Annotated in this window: 12 protein-coding genes and 1 pseudogene; 6 read left to right on the top strand and 7 right to left on the bottom strand. The window is 60.1% G+C overall.

The genetic code is table 11. The annotated features are described in order from the left end of the window. The 5 genes and pseudogenes from A3714_RS03980 to djlA all read left to right on the top strand — a co-directional run. Positions 1–298: pseudogene (locus tag A3714_RS03980) on the top strand (DNA-3-methyladenine glycosylase I); the annotation flags it as partial. Between the two features lie 45 nt (positions 299–343). Next, positions 344–2305, top strand: coding sequence for an FTR1 family protein (locus A3714_RS03975; RefSeq protein ID WP_231866045.1), 1962 nt, complete (start codon positions 344–346; stop codon positions 2303–2305). 138 nt (positions 2306–2443) lie between these two features. Further along, positions 2444–3343, top strand: coding sequence for an NAD(P)-dependent oxidoreductase (locus A3714_RS03970; protein ID WP_063509032.1), 900 nt, complete (start codon positions 2444–2446; stop codon positions 3341–3343). Continuing rightward, on the top strand, positions 3343–4125 hold the full coding sequence (hyi, locus tag A3714_RS03965; protein WP_063509852.1) for a hydroxypyruvate isomerase: 783 nt from the start codon (positions 3343–3345) through the stop codon (positions 4123–4125). Before A3714_RS03970 ends, hyi begins: the two co-directional genes overlap by 1 nt. A 3-nt stretch (positions 4126–4128) precedes the next feature. Beyond that, positions 4129–4947 carry a co-chaperone DjlA gene (djlA, locus tag A3714_RS03960; protein ID WP_063509851.1) on the top strand — a complete coding sequence of 273 codons (819 nt, stop codon included), beginning with the start codon at positions 4129–4131 and terminating at the stop codon, positions 4945–4947. A gap of 145 nt (positions 4948–5092) precedes the next feature. On the opposite strand, the gene A3714_RS03955 is transcribed toward djlA, so the two are convergent. After that, positions 5093–6037 carry an oxygenase MpaB family protein gene (locus A3714_RS03955; RefSeq protein WP_063509850.1) on the bottom strand — a complete coding sequence of 315 codons (945 nt, stop codon included), beginning with the start codon at positions 6035–6037 and terminating at the stop codon, positions 5093–5095. Positions 6038–6395: 358 nt separating this feature from the next. Between A3714_RS03955 and A3714_RS03950 the strand changes: the two genes are divergently transcribed. Next, the gene (locus A3714_RS03950) at positions 6396–6641 is read left to right on the top strand and encodes a YdcH family protein (RefSeq protein ID WP_062817220.1); all 246 of its coding nucleotides are present in this window, start codon (positions 6396–6398) and stop codon (positions 6639–6641) included. 101 nt (positions 6642–6742) lie between these two features. Here A3714_RS03950 and A3714_RS03945 read toward each other — a convergent pair whose 3' ends face one another. The 6 genes from A3714_RS03945 to A3714_RS03920 form a co-directional block, all read right to left on the bottom strand. After that, positions 6743–8455 carry a ShlB/FhaC/HecB family hemolysin secretion/activation protein gene (locus A3714_RS03945; RefSeq protein ID WP_063525808.1) on the bottom strand — a complete coding sequence of 571 codons (1713 nt, stop codon included), beginning with the start codon at positions 8453–8455 and terminating at the stop codon, positions 6743–6745. 90 nt (positions 8456–8545) lie between these two features. Continuing rightward, positions 8546–9820 (bottom strand): hypothetical protein, encoded by a 1275-nt coding sequence (locus A3714_RS03940; protein WP_063508014.1) that lies wholly within the window; start codon positions 9818–9820, stop codon positions 8546–8548. A 77-nt stretch (positions 9821–9897) separates the two neighbouring features. Next, positions 9898–11838 (bottom strand): acetoacetate--CoA ligase, encoded by a 1941-nt coding sequence (locus A3714_RS03935; protein ID WP_063508015.1) that lies wholly within the window; start codon positions 11836–11838, stop codon positions 9898–9900. Positions 11839–11927: 89 nt separating this feature from the next. Next, positions 11928–13877, bottom strand: coding sequence for a biotin carboxylase N-terminal domain-containing protein (locus A3714_RS03930; RefSeq protein ID WP_063508016.1), 1950 nt, complete (start codon positions 13875–13877; stop codon positions 11928–11930). A 93-nt stretch (positions 13878–13970) separates the two neighbouring features. Further along, on the bottom strand, positions 13971–14744 hold the full coding sequence (locus tag A3714_RS03925; RefSeq protein WP_063526521.1) for an enoyl-CoA hydratase/isomerase family protein: 774 nt from the start codon (positions 14742–14744) through the stop codon (positions 13971–13973). A 54-nt stretch (positions 14745–14798) separates the two neighbouring features. Beyond that, complete coding sequence (locus tag A3714_RS03920) at positions 14799–16406, bottom strand: carboxyl transferase domain-containing protein (RefSeq protein ID WP_063508018.1); 1608 nt, start codon at positions 16404–16406, stop codon at positions 14799–14801. Positions 16407–16500: the final 94 nt, after the last annotated feature.

Below are 16500 nucleotides of genomic sequence, written 5' to 3'. Positions count from 1 at the left end.
CAACTGGCTGGCGGATTGGCCCGCCGATGACACCGTGGGCATGTGGCTGCTACTCAAAAAACGCGGTAAACAGCTGGGGGGCAACTCCGGGGCGGCTTTTCTGCGCATGGTGGGGCGCGATACCTGGTATCCCACCGGGGATGTGATTGCCGCCCTCAAGGCCCAGAACATCATCGATAAACCGCCGGCCAGCCAGCGAGACCAACGGGCCGCCCAGGCGGCGTTCAATACCTGGCAGCAGGAAAGTGGCTGGCCCCAGGCGCATATCAGCAAGGTACTGGCCTTTACCATCGGTTAACAGGATTCCGGGGGAGCGGTGCGGTTGATGGCAGGGGGTATTTAAATGATAATGCCTCTCCTTTTCATCGTGAACCCGGTTCATTTTATGGTTTTTTTCCCCGCCAAAGTGCGTATTCCCGCGCTGCTCCTGTCCGTTCTGTTTCTTTGCCTGCCCGCCTATGCCAGCAACCAGACCGCCCTGGTTCAGTTGGTGGAATACGTGGGGGCGGATTACATCAATGCGGTGGTTGAAGGCGAAATTGTCAGCCCGGAAGAGTATGCCGAGATGGAGGAGTTCACGGCCCTGTTGGCGGAAGGCGTGGCGCAGCTGCCGGATGCGGATGGCAAGCAAGACCTGCAGAGACAGGCGGAAACATTGCAACAGGCGGTGACCGACAAGGCGGGAGAGCCCCGTATCAAGACGCTGGCCCAGTCCATTCGTGCCACCCTGGTTTCAGTTTACGGCATCCCGGTGTCGCCAAAAGCCGCGCCGGATCTGGATCGTGCTGCCACGTTGTATCAAACCCAGTGCGCCGCCTGCCATGGCCCGGAAGGTCGGGGAGATGGTCCCGCGGGTGCGGCAATGGAGCCGGCGCCCACCGATTTTACCGACCTGGCTCGCTACAACGGTCGCTCACTGCTGGGGCTGCACACAACCATCACCCAGGGGGTAGATGGCACGGGTATGGCCGCCTACGGCGACACCCTCAGTGACGAGGATCGCTGGGCCCTGGCGTTCTACGTGGGGGCAAAGGCGGTCAGCGAGGAGATGGCGGAAACCGGCAAAACCGCGTTCAACCGGATTCCCGGCATGAAGACCTCCCTCTCTCTGGATACGCTGGTAGCGCAGGCTCCGGAAGATGTGCTGAAAGAGCAGGGTGAGCAGGCCTATGCGGCGCTGGGCTATCTGCGTCGGCAGCCATCCGCGTTGTTCAATCAAAACCGCTTTATTGCCCTGAGTGATGCCCGTTTGAAAGAGGCCGGGCAGGCGTATGCGAACGGTGATCGTCAGCGGGCAAGGAGTGCGGCGTTGTCCGCCTATCTGGATGGGTTCGAGATGATCGAACAGCAGTTGGCCGCGGTGGATGGCGACCTGATGCGCCGGGCCGAGTCGGATTTCATGGCGGTGCGGGAAGCCATTGACCGCAACCAGGGGGCAGAGCGCGTCAGCGAGCGGGTGGCGACAGCCCGTACCTCCCTGGCGGAGGCCGCGGAAGCGTTGTCCGGTGACGGCCTCAGTCCGGCAGCCACATTCTCCGCCAGCTTTTTTATTCTGTTCCGTGAAGGTCTGGAAGCCCTGTTGGTGGTGGCGGCTCTGCTCACGTTCACCCGCAAGGCCAATGCCACAAACGCCACCCGGCATATCCATCTTGGCTGGATGGCGGCGTTGCTCGCTGGCGGCCTCACCTGGTATGCGGCCAACTCCCTGATCACTTTCAGCGGTGCCTCCCGGGAAATGACCGAAGGGGTGGCCGGGGTGGTCGCGGCGTTGATCCTGTTTTACGTGGGTTTCTGGATGCACAGCAACAGCAATAGCCAGAAATGGCTGGGCTACATCCGCAACAAGGTGGACGATGCCCTGGGCAGCGGAACCGTCTGGGTGTTGACGTTCGTTGCCTTTATTTCGGTGTATCGGGAAATCTTCGAGACCATCCTGTTTTACCAGGCCCTGTGGAGTCAGGTGACCTCGGCCACTCAGGCCTTTCTCTTTTACGGTATTGCGGCGGCGGTGGCATCTCTGGCAGTGGTCTGCGTCCTGTTCTTCCGTGTTGGCATGAGGTTGCCACTGAGCCTGTTCTTCCGGGTGACCAGTCTGGTGTTGCTGGTGCTCTCGGTGGTGCTGCTGGGTCGAGGTATTGCTGCCCTCCAGGAAGCCGGTGTATTGAGTGCCTACTACCTGGGTGTCCCTACCATCGAGTGGCTGGGATTCTTCCCCACCTTGCAGAGTGTCGCGGCTCAGGTGCTTGCGGTACTGCTCGGTGCGGTGTTGTGGTTGCGAGGCAACCACCGGCAGGAAGGACGATAGGCAAGCTGGCAGGGGTGCCACATCCGCCGTAATCAGGAATAATTGCCCCAGTCCATTCAGGAGCGCCAGGTTTGGCGTTCCCGAAATTTTTTCTGTCGCATGTGCCCCGGGCCATGTGCTCTGTCAATCGGCTTTCCCATGTCACAACCTGCGATCAGTTTTCTTGGTGTTGGCCTGATGGGGGCGCCCATGGTGGCGCGCCTGTTGGAGGCCGGCTTTTCCCTGACACTCTGGAACCGGACACCCGCAAAAGCGCAGGTGTTCTCCGGTCGTGCGCGCCTCGCGTCGAGCCCGGCGGAAGCCGTCGCCGGCGCGGATGTGGTCATTACCATGCTCGAAAGTGGCCAGGTGGTGGATCAGGTGCTTTACCAGAGTGGCGCAATTCGTCAGCTTCGGCAGGGCGCGCTGGTGATTGACATGAGCTCAATCGAACCGGGGCTGGCCCGGGGCCATGGGGCCCAGGTGGAAGCACTGGGTGGTGGATACCTGGATGCTCCGGTGTCCGGCGGCACCCGGGGGGCACAGGCGGGTACGCTGTCGATCATGGTGGGGGGAAGTGACGAGACCTTTGTGCGGGCGGCGGCGGTCTTTCAGCCTTTGGGGACAGTGACCCATATCGGCCCCGTGGGCAGCGGCCAACTGGCCAAACTGGCCAATCAGGCCATCGTTGGCATCACGATCGGGGCGGTTTCCGAAGCCCTGTTGCTGGCGGCGAAAGGTGGAGCAAGACCGGAAAAAGTCCGTGAGGCCCTGCTGGGTGGTTTTGCCGGCAGCAAGATTCTGGAACAGCATGGCGAGCGCATGCTGCAGCGTGATTTTGCCCCCGGGGCACCGGCCCGGATTCAGCTCAAGGACCTGCGCATGATCCTTGATGAGGCGCGCAGTGAGGGGCTTACCTTGCCGCTCAGCCAGCGTGTGTTCGAGCAGTACCGGGCCCTGTTGGCCAGCGGCAATGGCGAAGTGGACCATAGCGGCCTGTTGCTGGAACTGGAGCGGCTCAATGGCGTCCGACTTGGCAGCGCTGACGAGGAAAGCTGATGCCAAGATTTGCTGCCAACCTGTCCCTGTTATTCACTGAGCTGCCGTTTCTGGATCGCTTTGCTGCCGCCGCAGAAGCGGGGTTTCAGGGGGTGGAGTACCTGTTTCCCTATGACTGGCCGGCTGACACTCTGGCAGCAAGGTTGAAGGCGCACTCTCTTACCCAGGTACTGTTCAACCTGCCGCCGGGAGACTGGCAGGCCGGTGAGCGAGGCATTGCCTGCCTGCCAGACCGGGTGGAGGAATTTCGAGAAGGCGTCATTCAGGCTCTGGAATACGCGCAGGCACTGGGTTGCGAGCGGATTAATTGCCTGGCCGGAATTCGACCTGCCTCCCTGCCTGATGAGGTGGCGTTTCAGACCCTGGTCGATAACCTGCGTTTTGCCGCTGATCTTCTGGCAGCCCAGGGGCGCATCCTGACCGTGGAAGCGATCAATTCGAAAGTGGATATGCCCGGATTCTTTCTGGATACTTCCCTGAAAGCCATGGCGGCCATCAACGAAGCAGGGCGGGACAATATCCGTTTGCAGTTCGATCTGTACCACATGCAAATCATGGAGGGTGACCTGTGCCGTTCCCTTTCACGACTTTGTCCCCATATAGGACATATTCAGTTCGCCGACAATCCGGGACGTCATGAACCGGGAACCGGCGAAATTCATTTTGATACGGTGTTTGCCCATCTTGATGGCCTCGATTATCAGGGCTGGGTCAGTGCGGAATATCGCCCGCAACGGGACACCAAGACCAGCCTGGGCTGGTTCAGACCACGGATTGACTGATTCATGATGCAACTTAACTGGGGCGGCAAGATTATTCTCGGTCTGCTCGGGATGCTGGTGGGTGGTCCCATCGGCCTGGGCATCGGCCTGTTTGTTGGCCACATGCTCGACAAGGGCGCGGCCCAGGTGCAAAACGTTCGCCCGCAGCAGGCACAAGTCCAGAAAGCCCTGTTTGATACGGTGTTTTCCATCATGGGACATCTGGCCAAGGCGGATGGCCGGGTCAGCGAGGATGAAATCGCCCAGGCCCGGGCGGTGATGGACCGCATGCAGCTCAATGAGGAACAGCGCCGCGAAGCCATCGCCCTGTTCAATCGTGGCAAGGAGGCGGATTTCCCGCTGGATGCCACCGTGGCTGACTTCGCCAACACCGTAAAACACCGCAAGCAGCTTATCCTGGTGCTGCTGGAGATACTGTTGCAGGTGGCGCTGGCAGACGGACAGATTGATCAGGCGGAAGAGGCGATACTGGTGCGGGTGGCTGAGGGGCTGGGAGTGCCGCGTGCCCAGTTCCAGCAGATTCTCAATATGCTGCTGGCCCAGGCCCAGTTTTCCGGCGCTGGCCGCGCCCATCGGGGCGGGCAGGGCGCTGCGGGACCCTCACGGCCCTCGCTGGGGCAGGCTTACCAGGTACTGGGAGTGACCGAGTCGGCGTCCAATCAGGAGATCAAGAAGGCCTATCGCAAGCTGATGAGTGAGCATCATCCGGACAAGCTGGCAGCCAAAGGGGTGCCGGAAGAGATGATCCGCATGGCCACGGAAAAGACAGCGGAAATCAGCAAGGCCTACGACATGATCAAGGATAGCCGCGGTTTTAAATAGGCGGCCCACAACACGCAAGACGCCCACGGTTGGAGCTTTGCTTGCAAAGCGAATGTTCCAGCAACGACGTTGCTTTCATCCTTCGCTTTGCAAGCAAAGCTCCAACGGTTATCCGCCGAGTGCAGCGTGAAGCCTGTTGCGTCTCTCAATAACTCACGCTGGGTAACCGATCCACTTTCGGGATCGACCAGCCGCTGTTTACCAGATCACTTTCTCCTGTCCACCATCGGTTGAGCAGCCGGGTGGCGAGGTCAGCACGGGCCCGACCGCCAAGGCGCTGGCTGGCCTCGTGATAGGCGGGTTGGTAGCGCAGTCGCGGAGGCAAACGGCGGGTAATATCCATCAATTTTTTCAGGTGTTTCTGGTAGGCACGATGGCTGTCCAACCCGGTTTGCGGCAGGCGGAATGTCTGCCTCAGAAACTCGGGAATCTGGAACGATGCCAGCGGCAGATACTGGCCGTAGGGCAGACGGCCCGGGTAGCCCTGTTCACGGATCAGATCATGGCCAAGTTGACGGCGCCGGTCACTGACCGGCCCGGAATGGTTGAGACGCCGCTGCCACCAGCGGCGATATGCGTGCCAGTCCGCAGGGCGCCGGTTTTCAGGAATCCCCATGACCTGGGCCAGTAGCATGGTTTCCTCGAACAGCCGTTCCTGATGAGCGGAATTCAGCGGCTCAATCACTTCCTGATAGACCAGCAGACAGGAATCCATCCACGCCGACAGGGCATACAGCAGGGTTTCGCTGTCTTCCACATCAAACAAGGTTTTGCGCCGCATGCGGGGGCTGTCCAGTGCCAGTAAGGCCTGGTCCAGATTGCCAAACACCAACCTCAGCATGAAGACCTGGGTATGCTGAATCCGCTGTACCAGATCGTGGGGGTTGGCCAGTAACTGGGACAGCCGGCTGTCCGCCAGGGCCAGCAAGGCCACCCGACCCTGGGCCAGTGAAGTGAGGTTTTCGCGCATCAGTTGCCAGCAGATAGCGCCGGGGCCAAACAGACCCGCATCGGGATGCTGGCACTGTTCGCTGGCCTGGATCAGGCCTTCCTGGAAATGGTCGCGGGTCAGTAATTGCGGTAACGCCATGTGCACGCCTCCTTTGTGCAGTGTGGGTTCCCACTACCACCGAACTGCCGGTGACAACGTAGTGTCTTGGAGATCCTCTGCGTCACGCCTTTGGGCCTGAAGTCCTGGCAGGATCTGGAGGCGCTGCTGCTGTGTTTTGTCGTCACGGGCAGAGCCGTTTTCCTTCGCTGGCGACCAAACCGGGCAGATGAGGGCGGACTCAGAGGCTCCTTTTCATCTTACGAGCCTGTCTGATTGAATCTAATCGGGAAATGTGGTGATTTAATGATGTATGGGAACAGTGGCGCAGTTTTTTGTGTCAGAGGGTTAGAGGTGTTCCTACCGGGTTACTCAACGTTACGGCAAAGGAGTCAGTTCCATGCTGGGAGAGAATCACAGTATCCATCACGAATTTCCGGATCAGCGCCAGAAGATTGATGAACTGGTGAGCAATGATCCCGCTTTTCGTGCGTTGGTGGCAGATCATGACAAACTGGATAAACAGATTCGGGGTCTGGAAATGCGTGAAAGCCCCATTGCCGACTTGGACATGGAACGCTTGAAGCGGGAAAGAATTCGATTGAAGGATGAGGTGTACCATCGTCTCAATAATGGCGCGGGTTAATCTGAATATGTTACGGATTGGATAAAGCCACTCGTTGCGAGTCACGAGGTACGAGTTCCGAAAAATACGGCGTTCGCTCCTCGTAACTCGCTTCTCGCAACCTAGAAATCCACCCTTCCTGTCACAATGAACTGGACATCGTCCACCTGATCCTGGTCCACCAGCGGTGCCGCCACATCCAGGTGTAGCACCCGATCCACACGAAACTTGCTGGGACTAAGCCGCAGGCCCAGCCCTGCATTGGCCAGCGTGCTACCGCGGGGTTGGCCCTGTTCCCAGGCCTGCCCGGCATCCACATAAACGGCACCGCCCACATAGGCCAGATTGAAAATCTGCCAGTTGGTAAAACGGCGTCGCTCCACGGAGAACACCCAGCGGCGATCGCCGCGTTGGTAGTCAGTGGGATAGCCGCGCAGATTGTCGTTACCGCCAATGGTCAGTTGTTCGTCCTGCCGCAAATTACTGCCGGCATCCAGATTGAGCCGGGCAAACCAGCGATTGTTCTGGTTCAGGAAATAATAGTAATTCAGGCTCCCGCCGTAGAGCGTGCTGACAAAGTCGTCATCCTCATAGCGACCACCGGCAGACAGACCGCTGCGGAAGAGATGGTGCTGTCGTACAAAGCGGGTATTGCTGGTGCTCAGATTGAAAACCACCGATTCCGCATTACTGCCCAGGGATTCGCTGGCATGACCCACGCGCACGAAGTGATACCAGCCCAGTCGGATATCTTCCTGGCGCTGGGCGCGATTCAGGTTCGAGGCCACCAGATGCCTGTTTTCCTGATATTCCCAGGATAACCAGGGGTAAACACGGCGCTCATCCTCGGGCAGGGAGGTGGTTTCACCGGGGACATCACTGAAGCGCTCTTCCTCGTCGGTGATACCCAGTCGCCAACGGCTGACCGCGCTGTCCTGAACCCCGGGGGACCAACCCACAAAGACGTCGTAACGGTTGTCCTCCAGCCGATAGCGGTTCACGGTCTGGTCATTCTCCTCGATACGCTCGAGCAGATTTTCCCGTTGCACATCGAGGCCTGCAGACCAGCGGCTATTGAGTTGATAAAAGGGGCGAAGCAGACCGCCGGAAAGGGACTCCCCATCGCTGGCGTTGGTATAGCTGAGATTCAGCTGCACCCGGGCAGGCAGTAATGGATTGCGGTAACTGAAGAAGTGGCCGCTGCGGTCGGCATCATCGAAGTAGCCGGTGGCCACCCGCTGGCCCGTGCCAAGCAGGTTGCTCTCGGTAAAGCCGGCACTGGTGCTGTCATCGCCCCCGGAACGGGATGCCGAAGCAGAAGGGGAAAAGGTCCAGACATCCCGAACCACGACCAGCAGGTCAATACGATCTGCACAAACCCGGTGAGGCACGATCATCGCATCCACCAGGTAATCATTACGGCGCAAGAGCCGCTCGTTCTCACGGATGTGATCCCGGTCCAGGGGGTCGCCGGGACTCACGATCATCTGTTTTTCGAGGGTCGTCTCCCGCGTTTCGATATGCAGAAAATTGGCTGCACGGTACAGCCAATTATTCTCTGCAGGATCGTCCTCATTGAAGATGGGCAGCACCCTGTAGTGAATCTCGCCAATGGCGCGCCCCTGATAAAGGCCGAAATCCACGCTCTGACGGGTTTCAACAAACTCGAACAGGGACGGGTCACCCAGATCATAGATCAGTTCACAGCGATCATCAGGAAGGGGGGACGCCCAGATCTGGAACGACCAGAGCAAAAGGGCAGCTGCCAGCCAGAAAGGACGAAAGCCGGCCCGGGAGAGTTGTTTCCGCTGCGTGCCGGGACACAGTGCCTGCATGAACGAACGCCTGACCGGGAGAGTCTTCACTCTACAAACCCCATGGCGCTAATGACAAGTCGTGGTGTGCCGTCCGTGGCAATTTTCATGCTATTTCAATTTCAGACGAGTGTGCGGGTTATCCAGTTGCTGGTTGGCATAGTCGCCGGGCGCCAGCCCATGACTGTCCTTGCTGAAGTACAGGCGGGTGACGAAATAAAACTCTTTGCCAAACGGAATATCGGTCAGTGAAAACCCCACATTGGGAAGCTGGCCGGCAAATCGTTCCGGCTCGTTGGCCAGTGACGCATCGTCCTGATAGAGCAGGCGGGCAGGGGTATCAAAGCCTTTCAGGAATGCCAGCTGGGCGAGCAGATCGAAGCCCCGGCCTGTGCTGAACCAGATCCAGTTATCGCCTTTCAGCGGCTGATCGAGCATGGCGTTTTCCGCATCCGAGAGTCGCCCATCAGTGATGGCCACATGATTGCCGGTCCAACTGGTCATGAGCTGACTGTCATAGAGCCCGTTGCCGTCCAGGGAGATATCCAGTGCGGGTCGTTTCACGACGGTTTCTGCAATGCCCGGCAGGGTAAAGCGGCTGTGTATCTCCACCTGCTTGGGCATTACCAGAAAATAGTTGTTGATACGCAACACAGGAACCCTGGCCACCGTCACCGAGGTTGAGGCGTAGACCAGTGAGGCCAGGGGGCCGTTGATCACCTGTTTGACCTTGGGATCCAGATTATTGTTGTTCAGGGTAACCCGGTTGTTTTCGCCGAACAGGCCCGCGCTGAGCCGTAATTTGAGAGTATCGAGAATACTCTGCCGCTCACCGTTTTCACCCTCAAAGCCGCGGAAGTAGAAATCGCTCCATTTGAACAAATTTCCGTCTGCCATACTCAGGGCGTAGTCCGTGCTTTTGATGGTCATGGATTGCGGGTCGAACTGCACGTAGCGGTCGGTATTCTGCAGATAGGCGTTTTTCACCAGATAGAAAAAGCGGGTTTCGTCGGCCTGTTCCACGGCCAGCTCAGCGGCGACTTGCTCGGTGACCGGACCGTCCAGGGGTTGGCCGCCATCCTCGAAACGTAGCAGCAGCCGGTCCTCGGCATCGATACGGGCTGGATCCCCCACCGGGTCGGTGCTGTCGTCCTGTTCAAAATAGGGGTAACCCTGCTTCGACCACTGCACCCACTGGTGGGGGACGGGTGCCAGTCGGCCATCCTGCATGGCGAAGAACGAATACAGACCGCTCTGTTTGCCATGCAGTGCTTTGAAGCTCTCGCCGGTGAGCGTAATGATCTGGGCATGCAGGGAGCCGGACATTGCCGACAGCAGCAGGGCAACTGTTACCGTAAATATCGGCAAGGATTTATTATTCTTCATTTTTACATCACTGGGCCGGTACAACCTTACATGATGCGCCTTTAAACCGGGCCGTCAATGGCCCGGTAAACGGGTGGTCAATTTGCCAGCTCAGGAAGGTTGGAGAAGTGCTCCAGGGCTTGCGGATTGGCCAGGGCATTGCGGTTGGTCACCGGGCGCCCGTGGATCACTTCGCGAACCGCCAGTTCCACAATCTTGCCGCTCACTGTGCGTGGGATTTCCGGCACTTCGGCAATGACTGCCGGCACATGGCGTGGGGTAGCGCCTTCGCGGATGGCTTTGCGGATTCGTGCTTGTAACGCCTCGTTGAGACTGACGCCATCGGCCAGTACCACAAACAGCACAACACGCACATCCCCTTGCCATTCCTGACCGACCACAATGGCCTCGCGGATTTCATCAAGCGTTTCCACCTGGCGGTAGATTTCTGCGGTGCCGATGCGTACGCCGCCCGGGTTGAGTACCGCATCGGAACGGCCGTGAATGATCAGCCCGGTATGCTGTTCATGGGGAACCAGCTGGGCGTAGTCGCCATGGGCCCAGACGCCGTCGAAACGGGCAAAGTAGGCCTGGTGGAAGCGGCTGCCATCCGGGTCGTTCCAGAATGCTACCGGGCAGGAAGGGAAGGGCTGTCGGCACACCAGTTCGCCCTTGCTGTCTGCCAGCGGCTCACCGTTGTCGTCAAACACGGCCACATCCATGCCTAGCCCCGCGCACTGCAATTCACCGCGATAGACCGGCAGCAGCGGATTGCCCAGTGCAAAGCAGGAAATGATGTCGGTTCCCCCGGAAATGGAGCTGACCAGCAGATTCGGCTTTACCTGTTGGTACAGGTAGTCATAGCTCTCATGCAGCAAGGGAGAGCCGGTGGAGAAAAGCGTTCGCAGGGTAGCAAGGTCATGGCTTTCACAGGGTCTGAGGCCGGACTTCTCTACGGCCTGGATAAACTTGGCGCTGGTGCCGAAATGGGTGATGCCTTCGCCATCCACAAGATCGAACAAGCGGGCGGTGTTCGGGTAGGCCGGGTTGCCGTCGTAAAGCACCAGGGTGGCCCCGGTATGCAGGCCACAGATCAGCCAGTTCCACATCATCCAGCCGCAGGTGGTGAAATAGAACAGGGTGTCCTCGGGGCCCACATCCCCGTGCAACTGCAGTTCCTTGGTCTGTTGCAGCAGGGTGCCACCGGCACCGTGCACGATGCACTTGGGTTGGCCGGTGGTTCCGGAGGAGTAAAGAATGAATAGCGGGTGATTGAACGGCAGTGCAGCAAAATCCGGGGCCGGCCCGGCGCTGTCCAGCCAGGTTTGCCAGATCAATGCCCGTCTTACCGGGGTACTGGTGCCTTTGCCGGGCACTACCACCAGCAGCTCCGGTTTCAAGGCATCGTGCAGGGCATCAATGCGATCCCCAAGATCGATCCACTTGCCGTTGTAGTGGTAACCGTCACAGGCCACCAGCACGGCAGGTTCGATCTGCCCGAAGCGATCGAGTACGCCGGAGACGCCGAAGTCCGGTGAACAGGATGACCATACTGCGCCGATCCAGGCCGCGCCCAGGGCGGCGATCACCGTCTCAATCCGGTTGGGCATGTAGCCGGCGACCCGGTCGCCGGGTTTCACACCGGCGGCGAGCAACTGGGCGGCTACCTTGCCGGCGGCCACACGCAGGTCGGCGTAACTGACTTCATGGCGGGTGCCGTCCTCCAGCACGCTGATCAGGGCAGGGTGGGTGTCGTTGCGGTGCAGCAGATTTTCCGCGTAGTTCAGGCGAGCCTGGGGAAACCAGTGGGTGTCCTGGAAACGATCACGACGGGTGAGCACGGTATCGCCGGGCTCGCCCACCACACCACAGAAGTTCCACACCTGTTGCCAGAATGCCTCCGGCTGCTCCACGGACCAGGCATGCAGGGCATTGTAGTCGGCCAGCGGCTGGCCGCTGTGGTGGCGGGCCTGTTCCCAGAACCTGGCCAGTCGGCTGTGCTGTTGCGCGTCACCCGGTTGCCAAAGCGGTGCGGACATTCTGTTCTCCCAAGTGTCTGGTGTCCGGCAGCAAGTGTCCGGTGGTTTCCATCAGGTTGCTCATAGCGTGGGCCCACAGGCCGCGGCTATCAGTCGCCGGTGGTCTCTTCAAATTCCACCAGCAAGGTGCCCTCGCTGACGCTGTCTCCGGTTGCCACATGAAAGTCATGCACGGTCCCCGGCACCGTAGCGCGCAGGGTGTGCTCCATTTTCATGGCTTCCAGTGTAATGACTGCATCGCCAGCAGCAACGGCATCGCCCGCGGACACATGCAGGGCAACGATGGTGCCACTCATGGGCGCGATGAAGCCGGCTGCATCGTCATGTTGGGCACTGTCGCGGCTGGGATTGAGAGTGATTTCATGGGCCTGTCCGGCCACGAACAACAGCAGGGTGCTGTCATCTTTGCGGGCATGGCGTGCGCGCAAACCGTTGGTGCCCCAATGCAGGTTGATGGTCTGGGCATCCCGTGTCGCAACAAGGGGCGCCTGTTTGTCGCCCACGGAGGCAACGCCGTCCTGTTCGCGGACGGTGATCAGGTCGCCATCCACCTGAAGCAGGGTTTGCCGAAAACGCCGGCCCATGGGGCGCCAGCCTTGCAGACTTTGCCAGGGGGAGTCGTTGATGCTGTCGGCAGTGATTACCTGGCTGGCGGCCAGGGCCAGTAGCGCGGGTTCGGTCACCGTGGCCTCGAGCAGGTGTGGGCGGTGTTCCAGAAGACGGGTATCCAGGTCGCCATCGGCAAAGGCATCGTCGTTGAGCACCCGGTGCAGGAAGGGGGCATTGTGGTGGATGCCTTTCAGCTCCAGGGCGTCCAAAGCTGTGATCAGTTTCAGGCGGGCCTCATGGCGGGACCCACCATGGCAGATCAACTTGGCGATCATGGGATCGTAGTGATCGTCCACCCGGTCGCCATGCTCATATCCGGCATCCACCCGGGCCACCTCATGGGGCCAGCGCAGATGGCTGAGCAGGCCGGAGGAGGGCAGGAAGCCCTGTTCCGGGTTTTCCGCATACAGGCGCACTTCCATGGCGTGGCCGTGACGTTCGATCTGGTGCTGCGCTTTGGGCAGTGGATCGCCGGCGGCGACGGCCAGCTGCCAGGCGACCAGGTCTTCGCCGGTGATCATTTCCGTCACCGGATGTTCTACCTGCAGGCGAGTGTTCATTTCCATAAAGTAGAACTGGCCATCGGGACCGTAGAGGAACTCGACGGTACCCGCACCGCGGTAATCAATGGCCTTGGCGGCCTGGACCGCGGCGTCACCAAAGGCGTTCCGGGTGGCCTCGTCCAGCCCCGGCGCCGGGGCCTCCTCGATGATTTTCTGGTGGCGACGCTGTACCGAACAGTCCCGCTCGAACAGATGCACCGCGTTACCGTGATTGTCGGCGAATACCTGTACCTCCACGTGGCGGGCTGTTGGCAGATAGCGCTCCAGTAGCACCCGGTCATCGCCAAAGGCGCCACTGGCTTCGCGTCGTGCCGCTGCCAGCGCTTCACTGAATTCGCTGGCGCTGTTGACCACACGCATGCCCTTGCCGCCACCACCGGCTACAGCCTTGATCAGTAGCGGAAAACCTACCTGTTCGCTGGCGCGAACCAGGTCATCATCACTGGCGCCTTCCTCATCGAAACCGGGCAATACTGGCACGCCGCTGTTCGCCATTAATTGTCGGGCAGCGGCCTTGTCGCCCATGACCTCGATGGCTCGGGCATTGGGGCCGACAAAAATGATACCCGCGTTTTCACAGGCGGCAGCAAAGGCGGTGTTCTCGGAAAGGAATCCGTACCCCGGGTGAATGGCATCGGCGCCGGTTTCTCTGGCGGCGGCGATGACCTTGTCGATCACCAGATAGCTCTCCCTCGCCGGCGCCGGACCCAGGCAGACTGCCTGATCCGCCTCACGGACATGGGGAAGGGAGGCATCCACATCGGAGTAGACCGCCACGGTAGCGATGCCTTGCTGGCGGCAGGTGCGGATAATGCGCCGGGCGATTTCGCCTCGGTTGGCGATCAGGAGTTTTTTTATCTTTGCCATGGTGTTGCCTTTGTCCTGCCGTAGGAGCGTCGCTGGCGGCGCGATTTCGTCGTGGCTTATCGCGCCGCCAGCGACGCTCCTACGGGTAGTGGATCAGATCCAGTTGGGTGTTCGTTTTTCCAGAAAGGCACTCAGCCCTTCCTGGCCTTCTTCTCCGGTTCGCAGCCGGGCGATCAGGTCGGCGGTGTCGTCGAGCATGGTCTGATCAATGGGGCCGTGGCTGACGCGAGCGATCAGGTTGCGGGCTTCGATCTGTGCTTGGGGGGCGGCGGCGAGCAGGGCGTTGATCAGGGAATCCACGCTGTCGTTCAGCTCGCTTTCCGGAACGACCTCATGGGCAATGCCCAGCGCTACTGCCCGCTCGGCAGGGATCACTTCCGCCGTCATGAAATAACGACTGGCCTGCCGGGCGCCCATGGCCCGCACCACATAGGGGCTGATCACTGCGGGTACGATGCCCAGCTTGACCTCGCTGAGGCAGAAGCGGGCAGTATCGGTGGCCACCGCCATGTCAGCAGCGCAGATCAGGCCCAGTGCGCCCCCGAAGGCCGCCCCCTGAACCCGGGCAATGACGGGTTTGGGGCACTGGTCGATGGCCTGCATCAGCCGCGCCAGTTTCAGTGCATCGTCCCGGTTTTGTTGCGCATCCAGTTTTCCCATGGCGCGCATCCAGTTGAGGTCGGCGCCCGCGGAAAAATGTTTGCCGGCGGCCTGCAACACCACCACGCGGACACCGTCATCGCTGCCGGCTTGTTCAAAAGCTTCCGTCAGCGAGGCAATGATGCGGTCATCGAAGGCGTTGCGTTTTTCCGGGTTGTTCAGAGTGATTCTGGCCACCGAACCTTCTGTTTGTATTGTTACGCTCATATCCTGCTCCAGGTTTTTGAGCGTCGGACGTCAGACGTCGGACGTCCGACCCAATCACATCCGAAACACGCCATACCGTGTCTCTTCAATCGGCGCATTCAAGCTGGCAGAAATGGCCAGGCCGAGCACATCGCGGGTGTCGGCGGGATCGATCACGCCGTCGTCCCACAGCCGTGCGCTGGCGTACCAGGGTTGCGCCATTTCTTCGTAGCGTTCGGTCATATCTGCCTGGAAGGCGGCAGCTTCCTCGTCACTCCATTGCTGACCTTTCTTCTTCAACGAGGCCTGCTTTACCTGAGTCAGCACGCTGGCGGCCTGTTCCCCGCCCATTACGCCAATACGGGCATTGGGCCACATGAACATGAAGCGCGGATCGTAGGAGCGTCCACACATGCCATAGTTACCGGCGCCGAAGCTGCCACCGGTGATCACGGTGAATTTGGGCACGCTGGCACAGGCCACGGCGTTGACCATCTTGGCGCCGTGTTTGGCGATGCCTTCGGACTCGTATTTCTTGCCCACCATGAAGCCGGTGATGTTCTGCAGGAACAGCAGCGGAATCTTTCGCTGATTGCAAAGTTCGATGAAGTGCGCGCCTTTCTGGGCAGACTCGGAATAAAGCACTCCATCGTTGGCAAGAATGCCCACCGGATAGCCGTGGATATGGGCAAAGCCGCACACCAGGGTAGTGCCATAGCGGGCCTTGAATTCATCCAGTTCAGAGCCGTCCACGATGCGCGCAATCAGTTCCCGTGCCGGCATGGGCTGGCGGGTGGTGGTGGGAATGACGCCGTAAAGCTCGTTGGGATCGTAAGCTGGCGGCCGCACCGGCTGACGGTTGACCTGATCGGGCTTGTGCCAGTTCAGGTGCGCGATGGTGCGACGTGCCAGTTCCAGGGCGTGGGGTTCGTCGTCAGCCAGATGGTCGGCCACCCCGGATTGTTCGCAGTGCAGGTTGGCGCCGCCCAGCTCTTCGGCGGTAACCACCTCACCGGTGGCCGCCTTCACCAGGGGCGGGCCGGCCAGGAAGATGGTGGCCTGTTCCTTGACCATGATCACTTCGTCGGCCATGGCCGGCACGTAGGCGCCGCCGGCGGTGCAGGAGCCCAGTACCACACTGATCTGGGGAATGCCGCGGGCGGACATGTTGGCCATGTTGAAGAAGATGCGGCCGAAGTGATCCCGGTCCGGAAATACTTCATCCTGACGGGGCAGGTTGGCACCGCCGGAATCCACCAGATAGACACAGGGCAGCCGGTTTTCGGCGGCAATGGCCTGGGCCCGCAGGTGTTTTTTCACGGTCAGCGGGTAGTAGCTGCCGCCTTTTACCGAGGGATCGTTAGCGACGATCATGCATTCCACGCCGTGGATCTGACCGATGCCGCCCACACAGCCCGCCGCCGGCACGTCTTCCCCATAGACCCCTTCGGCGGCCAGGGCGGAAATCTCCAGGAACGGAGAGCCCGGGTCCAGCAGCAGGTTGATACGTTCACGGACCGGCAGCTTGCCGCGCTCGCGCAGGCGCTGTTCGGCGGCTTCGCCACCGCCGTGGGCGATGTGATCCAGTTTTTCCTGCAGCTGCTGGCGCAGTGTCAGGTTGTGTTCCCGATTGGCCTGAAACTCCGGGCTGGCGGGATTGATCTGACTGTTGATCTTGGGCATGGCATTTGAGGTCTGACGTCGGCTCTCTGACGTCAGACGTCCTCTCCAGCGGATGTTGTCTTGTCGTCAGACGTCCGACCTCAGACGTCCGACC

Origin of the sequence: Alcanivorax sp. HI0007 (assembly GCF_001635525.1) — a bacterium.
In the GTDB taxonomy this organism is placed as follows: Bacteria; Pseudomonadota; Gammaproteobacteria; order Pseudomonadales; family Alcanivoracaceae; genus Alcanivorax.
The sequence above is the reverse complement of the archived record's forward strand: the minus strand, read 5'-3'. Positions and strand labels throughout refer to the sequence as shown.

Coding starts and splice junctions, on each gene's coding strand:
- A3714_RS03930 (WP_063508016.1), bottom strand. CDS start 13,877: ATGGCAAAGATAAAAAAACTCCTGATCGCCAACCGAGGCGAAATCGCC.
- hyi (WP_063509852.1), top strand. CDS start 3,343: ATGCCAAGATTTGCTGCCAACCTGTCCCTGTTATTCACTGAGCTGCCG.
- djlA (WP_063509851.1), top strand. CDS start 4,129: ATGATGCAACTTAACTGGGGCGGCAAGATTATTCTCGGTCTGCTCGGG.
- A3714_RS03940 (WP_063508014.1), bottom strand. CDS start 9,820: ATGAAGAATAATAAATCCTTGCCGATATTTACGGTAACAGTTGCCCTG.
- A3714_RS03970 (WP_063509032.1), top strand. CDS start 2,444: ATGTCACAACCTGCGATCAGTTTTCTTGGTGTTGGCCTGATGGGGGCG.
- A3714_RS03945 (WP_063525808.1), bottom strand. CDS start 8,455: ATGCAGGCACTGTGTCCCGGCACGCAGCGGAAACAACTCTCCCGGGCC.
- A3714_RS03925 (WP_063526521.1), bottom strand. CDS start 14,744: ATGAGCGTAACAATACAAACAGAAGGTTCGGTGGCCAGAATCACTCTG.
- A3714_RS03950 (WP_062817220.1), top strand. CDS start 6,396: ATGCTGGGAGAGAATCACAGTATCCATCACGAATTTCCGGATCAGCGC.
- A3714_RS03955 (WP_063509850.1), bottom strand. CDS start 6,037: ATGGCGTTACCGCAATTACTGACCCGCGACCATTTCCAGGAAGGCCTG.
- A3714_RS03935 (WP_063508015.1), bottom strand. CDS start 11,838: ATGTCCGCACCGCTTTGGCAACCGGGTGACGCGCAACAGCACAGCCGA.
- A3714_RS03975 (WP_231866045.1), top strand. CDS start 344: ATGATAATGCCTCTCCTTTTCATCGTGAACCCGGTTCATTTTATGGTT.
- A3714_RS03920 (WP_063508018.1), bottom strand. CDS start 16,406: ATGCCCAAGATCAACAGTCAGATCAATCCCGCCAGCCCGGAGTTTCAG.